Consider the following 7,487-nt stretch of genomic DNA (forward strand, 5'->3'; position numbering starts at 1 on the left):
TAACAAGCATGAAATTACCATGCACGCATCTAAAAGCCATTAGCTTAGATACCATTCGCTTAGATAGAAGCGCCTTAAGTTTAGCGGTCAGTGCGGATATCGATTTTGATCGTTTCGCCGACTTTGCCGAACCCTTAGCCGCGGCGCTCGATTGCACTGTGCGCGAGCGTCAGTGGGGCGCCGACAGGCATCAATGGTTATTAGAATTTGAAGGCAGCCAGTTATGGCTCAATTATGAGTTTTACGGCAACATTTGCTGGCTCTCGACCGAACGAGAAGCCGATTTTGAGGTGCTGGAATACTTAGCCACTTTGCTGCAACCTCACCTAAGAGTGAACTGAATATGAGTCAGAATATGACGCCACCGACCACGAGTTCTAGCGGCGCTGAGTTCCATTTTCAAGCCCTAACGCCGGATTTGATCTTAGATGCGATCGAAAGTTTGGGCGTGTACCCGGAAACAGGCCTGCTTGCGCTGAACAGCTACGAGAACCGCGTCTATCAGTTTCGCAGCGATGAAGGGCTGCGTTATGTGGTGAAGTTCTATCGCCCCGACCGTTGGAGCGACGCGCAGATCCAAGAGGAGCATGATTATGCGCTGGCACTTGCGGCAGAAGATATCCCAATCGCCGTGCCTGTGATCATCGAAGGTCATACGTTACACAAGTACCAAGGCTATCGATTTACCCTGTTTCCTTCCTTGGGGGGGCGCGCCTTTGAAGTCGATAATTTAGAACAGCTGGAATTAGTTGGCCGATTCATCGGTCGTATACATCAGTACGCGGCGCAAACTGTATTTGCTGAACGTGAACTGCTGAATCCGCAGATTCTAGGCGCCGAGCCGCTCGCGTGGTTAAAGCAATCCAATCTGGTACCTAACAGCCTACGCTTGCCGTTTTTTACCGTCGTTGAGCAAGTGTTGGCTAAGGCGAATGCGATTTGGGATCGCCAAGATTTTGCGGCCATTCGTTTGCATGGCGATTTACACCCAGGCAATATTTTGTGGACGCCAGATGGTCCCGGATTCGTCGATTTAGACGATGCTCGCATGGGGCCGGCGATTCAAGATTTATGGATGATGTTAACGGGTGATAGAGCGCAGCAGTTGATGCAGCTTGAAATTCTACTCGAAGCCTATGAAGAGTTTTGTGAGTTTGATACAAGGCAGTTAGCCTTAATTGAACCGCTGCGTGCGCTGCGTATGGTGCACTACAACGCGTGGATTGGTCGTCGCTGGGACGATCCTGCTTTCCCGATGAACTTCCCTTGGTTTGGGGATGAAAAGTATTGGGAACAGCAGATCTTGGCATTTAAGGAGCAACTTTTTGCCCTTGGCGAGCCACCACTGAGCCTAGTGCCTTATTAGTATTGAGCAAAATATGATGTCACAGACGTATCTTGTGACATTAGATTGAACTCTTAAGCTTGAGTTACACTCAAAAAATGGAATATGTTAGTCTCCAGCCAATTTATCAAAAATGATTTAAGGAATTTGCATGAAAAAAGTATTACTTATGGCCGCGGCTTTGTTACTGGCGCCACTGGCTGTATCGGCTGTGGAATACCAAGAAGGTGTGCATTACACAGTGATTAACGATGGCCCAGCAACCGCTAAGCCAGAGATCACCGAGTTTTTCTCTTTCTATTGCCCACACTGCTTTAATTTCTCTAAAACAGTTGTGCCAAAAATTCTCGCCGAAAAGCCAGAAGGCGTAGCGTTTAACCAAGCACACGTTGATTTTATTGGTAAAGAAATGGGCGTTGAAATGTCACGCGCATTCGCAGTTGCGCATCAGTTAAACGTCGATGATAAAATGGATGCGGCGTTATTCTCTGCCATTCATGAGAAAAAAGAACATTTTACTAGCCTTGCTGATATTCGTGCCCTTTTCGTGGCTAACGGTGTCGATGGTAAAACCTTCGATGCGGCGGCAGAATCTTTCATGGTGAAGGCGCAAATGGCTAAAATGAAGCGTGATACTGAAAACGCTAAGCTGACAGGCGTACCTGCTCTTGTCGTTAACGGTAAGTATCGTGTTGAGACTGGTGCGATTAAATCCTACGACGAACTGTTAGATATCGCTTTCTACTTAGCGAAAAAATAGTTTTATGGCGTTATCACATCACTGTCATGCGGGTTTGTGATAATGCTGAATATACTGAGTTTGAAAGGAGCCTGAGGGCTCCTTTTTTATTGCGGTACGGCGCGGACTAGGCGATGTTGAGGTTAGTCGCTTGAACTTATTGAATAAAAGTGAGGCAAAAAATAGGTAAAAAAAACCGTACTTCTTGTAAAAGAAAGTACGGACTTGAGCCAGAGGACTCATTTTTACCCTGAGTAACGCTGTTAATTTAGCAGGGCGTCAAAAAAATGGCAAGTGACATTATTATGGCGCTTTGTTTATTTGGGTTACAGCGTGGCAAATTGATAAGTTAACTAAATCAGATGATTAACTGTTTTTGGCAATAAATTATGAAAAAAAGCACGCTAACGATGAAACTCAAGTGGTAAAGCTTCTGTCAAACAACTGTAATCAATAACAACAAGAATGCTTGTAGGTGGTCATATGAGAGTTTTTCCTGTCTACGCACCTAAGCTTATCGTTAAGCATGCGCGTATTTTTCTCACTGGTGTTATTTGGGTTAAAGACTTAGGACGATTGGAATTTGAGAAGGGACGGTTTTTGCTGCCAAGAAAAAGCCTGCCAAAAGTGAAGCAGGCTATTTTAGAATTGAACGAACTGATCGAAGCGCAGCATCATCAAACAAAGGCTGTTTAGATTTCGCTGTTTAACAAGCCAACAAGGCCAGTCACTTTTTCGTTCCAAGAAGTGAGTTCTTCTTGTAGTTGCTGGTTTTGCGCATTCAATTGTTGATTGTGCTCACTCAGCGTAGACGCTTTTTGCTTCTCTTCTTCAAGCTCCATTTTTAGAAGCTCGATAGTTTCGAGTGCAGCCTGGATTTTGGTTTCCAGTTTGGACAGTAATTCAAGGCTCATCTGGAGAGTCCTATGGTTTCTGGATGGGACTGTGATTCTAGCAGTGCCTAGAACTTAAGGAATAGCGATTCTTGTCGTTTGGTCAAAAAACACCCTATTACTGGGTTCTAAATTAAGTTTTTTTGCATTTGTTATTAACTCGTTAGTATTCTTGGTTTTATTTTTTATCGGAATGGTCCATGTCGCCTAGTCTGCTCGCCATACTCCCACTACTGTTGACCTTAACCTTAGCCCTGTTTTTACGTCGTACACTGGTGGCGTTAGGCGTCGGCATCGTCTCTGGCGCGCTATTGATCGCCCAATTTGACCCACTGCAAACTGGGCGGTATTTGCTTGATATCGGCGTTAAACAATTCTATGCCCAAGGTGCTTGGCAAGCGTGGCACCTCAATGTGCTATTGGCCATGTTGCTGCTAGGCAGCATGACGCAGTTATTAGCACGTGGCGGCGCCGTGGGTCAGTTTGGTGATTGGCTTTATAGCCGTATCCGCACTGAACGTCAGGCGCGTCTGGGCGTCGTTTTCCTTGGTTGGTTAGTGTTTATCGATGGAATTTTCAGTTGCCTTGCCGTCGGCCATGTTTGTCAGCCATTGAGCCAGCGCTATGGTATTCGTCATGAGCAGCTCGCCTATTTGGTCGATTCCAACGCTTCACCTCTGTGTGCGCTATTGCCTTTCTCTAGCTGGGGCCCCTATGTGATGGCTCTGATTGCGGGGATCAGCTTTTTGCCCATGTCGCCGCTGGAAGCCTTCATCGATGTGGCCTTATTTAACTTTTACGCCATAGTGACCTTAGGTTTGTCCGTGCTTATCGCTTGGTATGGCGTGGGTTTTCGCTCTTTTGTCGCCGCTACCGTGGTGGAATCTTCTAGTACAGTCGAGGCCAAGGGCAATCCTTGGCTACTCGCTATTCCTATGCTGACTCTGTTATTGGCTTCGGTGGGATTAACTTTGTGGTCTGGTGCCCAGCAGGTCTCTTCTTGGGATGTGTCGCTCTGGCTGGCTAAGGCCGATATTGGCGCCTCTATGCGCGATGCTTGTTTGTTGGCGACCTTGGTCACTCTGATTATGTTGGGCTTGTCTGGGCGACGCTTAACGGCGTTAGTGGGGGATTTGAGCCACGGTGTGCGCATGATCGCCTTTGCTATTGCAATTTTGCTCTGCACTTGGATGATTGGCGCTGTTATCCAAGATCTTGGCGTGGCGAAATTGTTGGCCGCTTGGGCTAAATCTTATCTTTCTCCACACTTGCTGGTGGCGGGAATGTTTTTACTCTGCGCGATAATGGCTTTTGCGACGGGCTCGAGTTGGGGCACATTTGCGATTATGATCCCGATTGGTGCTGAGATTGCTCATAACCTTGATCCTCATCTGTTGTTACCAGTATTGAGCGCTGTGATGGCGGGGTCAGTTTTTGGCGATCACTGCTCGCCCATTTCAGATACCAGCGTGCTCAGTGCGACCAGTTCAGGTTGCGCTCCCCATGACCACGTGGTGACTCAGTTGCCCTTTGCGTTAATCGCGGCGTGTTCGGCCCTGATTGGATTCCAATTAGTGAATTTAGACGTGGCGACGCCGTTAGTGTGGTTGGCCGTGGTGAGCTGTGGTCTCGGTTTATTTGCCTTGATGGCGCGCTTCTATTCGCCTTGGCCTAAGTTAGTACCGCAGACATAACGCCTGTTTATCGTTAAAATGGCCTATTCGGTTTGAGCTGAACCCTTTATTTCAATGTACTGATTTAAGAGATGATCAATATGAGCATTACCCGTTTAGACGTTGGCACCCGCATGAGCAGCATAGTCATTCATCAAGGTACTGTGTATCTGTGTGGCCAAGTGGCGAAGGATAAGTATCAAGATATCACTGAGCAAACCGTCACTATGCTTGAAGAAGTCGATACCTTGTTGGCGCAGGCGGGGAGTTCGCGTGAGCATTTGTTGTCAGCGACTATCTATCTGAAAGACATGGGTGATTACGATGCGATGAATGCCGTATGGGATGCTTGGGTGCCTAAAGGCCATGCGCCAGCCCGCGCTTGCGTGCAAGCTGCTATTGCTGAGCCGGAATATTTGGTTGAAGTGTCTGTAATAGCGGCGGTCGCTGTTTAAGCGCGGAGCTATTTTTCGTCCAGTTTAGAATCCTGTCACCGAGTGTCATGACTCGGTGAAGCTTTTCCGCAATACACCTCGCTATCTAAACCTGCATTGTTCATCACGTTCACTCTCTTCTAGCTAAATCTTTCAGCTTTAACCTAATAAGTATTCCATTAAATGTTTAGGCACAAGCGGTGGATGATCCACATATTGCATTGAGAGTGCCGCGGCGATCGCATCAATATTCTGTTGCGCTAAGCCCTGTTCGATAATGGCAAACGCCCAAGGAGCCTCAGTTTTGAGCTTTAGGTAATAAGGCGTGTTGATAAATTGTGCGAGTGAGTAAGCCGCGCCACCTAAACCATGCCCCCAACCATCGCTAACCTGAAAGGGTCTATCAAGATGCGCCGTATCAAACTCAATCAGCTGGGGATATTGGCCATTATGCCCACCAGTCCAGTGACCGATTTCAACCGCTAACATTATCTTTGCCATGTGTTGTCCTCGCTAACCTTGTTTAGTGGCAATCAGCACCCTGCCAAATTCAGCATTCACATCGACAGGCGTGATAGCGACGATATGGTCGAGCCTAAGAGATTGTTTATTTTGTTGCTGCTGGATAACAAGCCACTCGGTTTTGTCGGCTCTGGTCTGCGTGGTGATGGCTTGACCTTGGCACTGCGTGCCATCAATCAACTCAATCTTGAGTTGATAACCGCGCAGGCAGGCAAGTTCGAGGTAATCGTAGTGCTCACAGGGGATCATCTTATAGTCAGACATAGGTTTATCTCATCGGGAGTTCGACCCCATTGTGGCAAAAATACTTGCCATTGGCATTATGCGTGACCCAATGCTGATTGTTTTATCTAGTATCTAAGACAGTGTGAAAGGCTGAGCCAAGCATGTTAGCGAGTTTTTTATTGCTTAGACCTTTATACCCAAGCTACCTGAAGATACGAGTTTCAGAGCGCCTAGGGTGCTTCAATTCAAGGCGCATCAATGACAGAATGTCGGTCACCTTTTGAATTGATGCAACACGGAAGTGGAGTTCCCTAGGCGCTCCGTCCCGGCGGGTTTTAATGCACTTTATGCTGTGTTGGTTATTTTTAACTTAGCCCACTAGGTCCGCAAATAACCGCTTTGCCTAAAGTGCGTTAAATTCCCGCTGAATCCTGCATCTTCAGATTGTTTGGGTATAGATATGCGCGCCCCTCTTGACTTTATTCCTGTCGCTCCCTAGTCTGCTTGTTCAGTAATCAAGGTGGTATGCGATGGAAATAACTTACAATTTAAAACCTGCGTCCGAGCGCCGTACTGAGCAATTCAAGCCCGAGGGGAATGTGGGCTTTGGTAGCCTCAGAACCGATCATATGTTTTTGATGGATTATCATGACGGACAATGGTGCGATCCGCGCATCGTTCCTTATGGTCCATTTGAAATGGCACCGGGTGCAATGGCGTTGCATTATGGCCAGTCGATCTTCGAAGGCGCGAAAGCCTTTATGCACGAAGATGGCGAGATTTATACTTTCCGCATTAATAAGAATGCCGAGCGGATGAATCGCTCCGCCGATATCGTCTGTATTCCTAATATCGATGAACAAGTTCAGATGGATGCGATCAATGCGTTGATCGATGTCGATCGCCTGTGGTTCCCGATGCAAGAAGGTGCGTGTCTGTATATTCGCCCCTTTATTTTTGCGACCGAAGACCGTCTCTCTGTTAGCCCAAGCACGCGTTATACCTTCTGTGTCGTGTTAAGCCCAAGTGGTGCTTATTACGCAGCGGGTGTCAACAAAGGCATACGCTTACTGATCAGCAAAACTTTCCATCGCGCAGTTTCGGGTGGCACTGGCGCCTCAAAAGCGGCGGGAAACTATGCGGCGTCGTTGCGTGCGGGTAAAGCCGCGGCAGCCTTTGGTGCATCGCAAGTGTTATATCTCGACTCGACCAATCAACAGATTGAAGAAGCGGGTGCGATGAACCATTTCCACATCTTAAAAGATGGCACTGTGATCATTCCGACCTTCACCGATACCATTCTTAAGTCGATCACCTCGCAATCCATCATGGAATTGGGTGAGATGCTTGGTTGTGAAGTGCGCCAAGAGACTGTCATGCTTGATCAATTTATCGCCGATATCGAATCTGGTGAAATTATCGAGGCGGGTGGTTTTGGTACAGCAGCTGTGGTTTCAGCTGTGGGTTCCTACATTTTTGAAGATGGCCACATAGTCACTGTCGGTAACGGTGAAGTGGGCGAGCATGTTCAGCGCATCTACAAACTGTATACCGAAATCCAAAAGGGCCACATTCAAGGTCCAGAAGGCTGGGTTAAGCGTGTTGAACGTTTAGCAAAGTAAGGATGTTGTGGTGATGATTAAAGGCTCCTAGGAG

10 protein-coding genes are annotated in these 7,487 nt (G+C 47.4%); 7 read left to right on the forward strand and 3 right to left on the reverse strand.

Going from position 1 to position 7,487, the window contains the following annotated elements; all coding sequences use genetic code 11:
* Positions 1-8: 8 nt before the first annotated feature.
* The 4 genes from NE536_RS15980 to NE536_RS15995 all read left to right on the forward strand — a co-directional run bounded on the left by NE536_RS15980 (position 9) and on the right by NE536_RS15995 (position 2,780).
* Positions 9-341 (forward strand): DUF3630 family protein, encoded by a 333-nt coding sequence (locus tag NE536_RS15980; protein ID WP_261273299.1) that lies wholly within the window; start codon positions 9-11, stop codon positions 339-341.
* Between the two features lie 2 nt (positions 342-343).
* A complete protein-coding gene (locus tag NE536_RS15985) occupies positions 344-1,366 on the forward strand; it encodes a serine/threonine protein kinase (RefSeq protein ID WP_261273300.1) in 1,023 nt (340 codons plus the stop codon).
* A 130-nt stretch (positions 1,367-1,496) separates the two neighbouring features.
* Complete coding sequence (locus NE536_RS15990) at positions 1,497-2,105, forward strand: thiol:disulfide interchange protein DsbA/DsbL (RefSeq protein WP_006083489.1); 609 nt, start codon at positions 1,497-1,499, stop codon at positions 2,103-2,105.
* 462 nt (positions 2,106-2,567) lie between these two features.
* The gene (locus tag NE536_RS15995; RefSeq protein ID WP_106649149.1) at positions 2,568-2,780 is read left to right on the forward strand and encodes a DUF1107 domain-containing protein; all 213 of its coding nucleotides are present in this window, start codon (positions 2,568-2,570) and stop codon (positions 2,778-2,780) included.
* Here the strand turns inward: NE536_RS15995 and NE536_RS16000 are convergent.
* Entirely contained in the window at positions 2,777-2,998 is a 222-nt protein-coding gene (locus NE536_RS16000; RefSeq protein WP_006083484.1) for a cell division protein ZapB, read from the reverse strand. The two genes, NE536_RS15995 and NE536_RS16000, sit on opposite strands and share 4 nt — an antisense overlap.
* A 179-nt stretch (positions 2,999-3,177) precedes the next feature.
* On the opposite strand from NE536_RS16000, the gene NE536_RS16005 reads away from it, so the two are divergent.
* Both NE536_RS16005 and NE536_RS16010 read left to right on the forward strand, forming a co-directional pair.
* A complete protein-coding gene (locus tag NE536_RS16005; RefSeq protein ID WP_261273301.1) occupies positions 3,178-4,671 on the forward strand; it encodes a Na+/H+ antiporter NhaC family protein in 1,494 nt (497 codons plus the stop codon).
* A gap of 80 nt (positions 4,672-4,751) precedes the next feature.
* A complete protein-coding gene (locus tag NE536_RS16010) occupies positions 4,752-5,105 on the forward strand; it encodes a RidA family protein (RefSeq protein WP_261273302.1) in 354 nt (117 codons plus the stop codon).
* Positions 5,106-5,243: 138 nt separating this feature from the next.
* Here the strand turns inward: NE536_RS16010 and NE536_RS16015 are convergent, their stop codons facing one another.
* Complete coding sequence (locus NE536_RS16015) at positions 5,244-5,585, reverse strand: hypothetical protein (protein WP_259483671.1); 342 nt, start codon at positions 5,583-5,585, stop codon at positions 5,244-5,246.
* 12 nt (positions 5,586-5,597) lie between these two features.
* Entirely contained in the window at positions 5,598-5,870 is a 273-nt protein-coding gene (locus tag NE536_RS16020; protein ID WP_259483672.1) for a Rho-binding antiterminator, read from the reverse strand.
* Positions 5,871-6,361: 491 nt separating this feature from the next.
* Here NE536_RS16020 and NE536_RS16025 point away from each other — a divergent pair, with 491 nt between their 5' ends.
* A complete protein-coding gene (locus tag NE536_RS16025; protein WP_006083479.1) occupies positions 6,362-7,453 on the forward strand; it encodes a branched-chain amino acid aminotransferase in 1,092 nt (363 codons plus the stop codon).
* The last annotated feature ends 34 nt before the right edge of the window (positions 7,454-7,487 follow it).

The sequence above is a fragment of the Shewanella septentrionalis genome, from assembly GCF_025370265.1.
Classification (GTDB): Bacteria; Pseudomonadota; Gammaproteobacteria; order Enterobacterales; family Shewanellaceae; genus Shewanella; species Shewanella hafniensis.

What these genes read in the sequence shown, in the direction of transcription:
- NE536_RS16010 (WP_261273302.1), top strand. Translation starts at nt 4,752, where the DNA reads ATGAGCATTACCCGTTTAGACGTTGGCACCCGCATGAGCAGCATAGTC.
- NE536_RS15995 (WP_106649149.1), top strand. Translation starts at nt 2,568, where the DNA reads ATGAGAGTTTTTCCTGTCTACGCACCTAAGCTTATCGTTAAGCATGCG.
- NE536_RS16020 (WP_259483672.1), bottom strand. Translation starts at nt 5,870, where the DNA reads ATGTCTGACTATAAGATGATCCCCTGTGAGCACTACGATTACCTCGAA.
- NE536_RS15985 (WP_261273300.1), top strand. Translation starts at nt 344, where the DNA reads ATGAGTCAGAATATGACGCCACCGACCACGAGTTCTAGCGGCGCTGAG.
- NE536_RS15990 (WP_006083489.1), top strand. Translation starts at nt 1,497, where the DNA reads ATGAAAAAAGTATTACTTATGGCCGCGGCTTTGTTACTGGCGCCACTG.
- NE536_RS16000 (WP_006083484.1), bottom strand. Translation starts at nt 2,998, where the DNA reads ATGAGCCTTGAATTACTGTCCAAACTGGAAACCAAAATCCAGGCTGCA.
- NE536_RS16025 (WP_006083479.1), top strand. Translation starts at nt 6,362, where the DNA reads ATGGAAATAACTTACAATTTAAAACCTGCGTCCGAGCGCCGTACTGAG.
- NE536_RS16015 (WP_259483671.1), bottom strand. Translation starts at nt 5,585, where the DNA reads ATGGCAAAGATAATGTTAGCGGTTGAAATCGGTCACTGGACTGGTGGG.
- NE536_RS16005 (WP_261273301.1), top strand. Translation starts at nt 3,178, where the DNA reads ATGTCGCCTAGTCTGCTCGCCATACTCCCACTACTGTTGACCTTAACC.
- NE536_RS15980 (WP_261273299.1), top strand. Translation starts at nt 9, where the DNA reads ATGAAATTACCATGCACGCATCTAAAAGCCATTAGCTTAGATACCATT.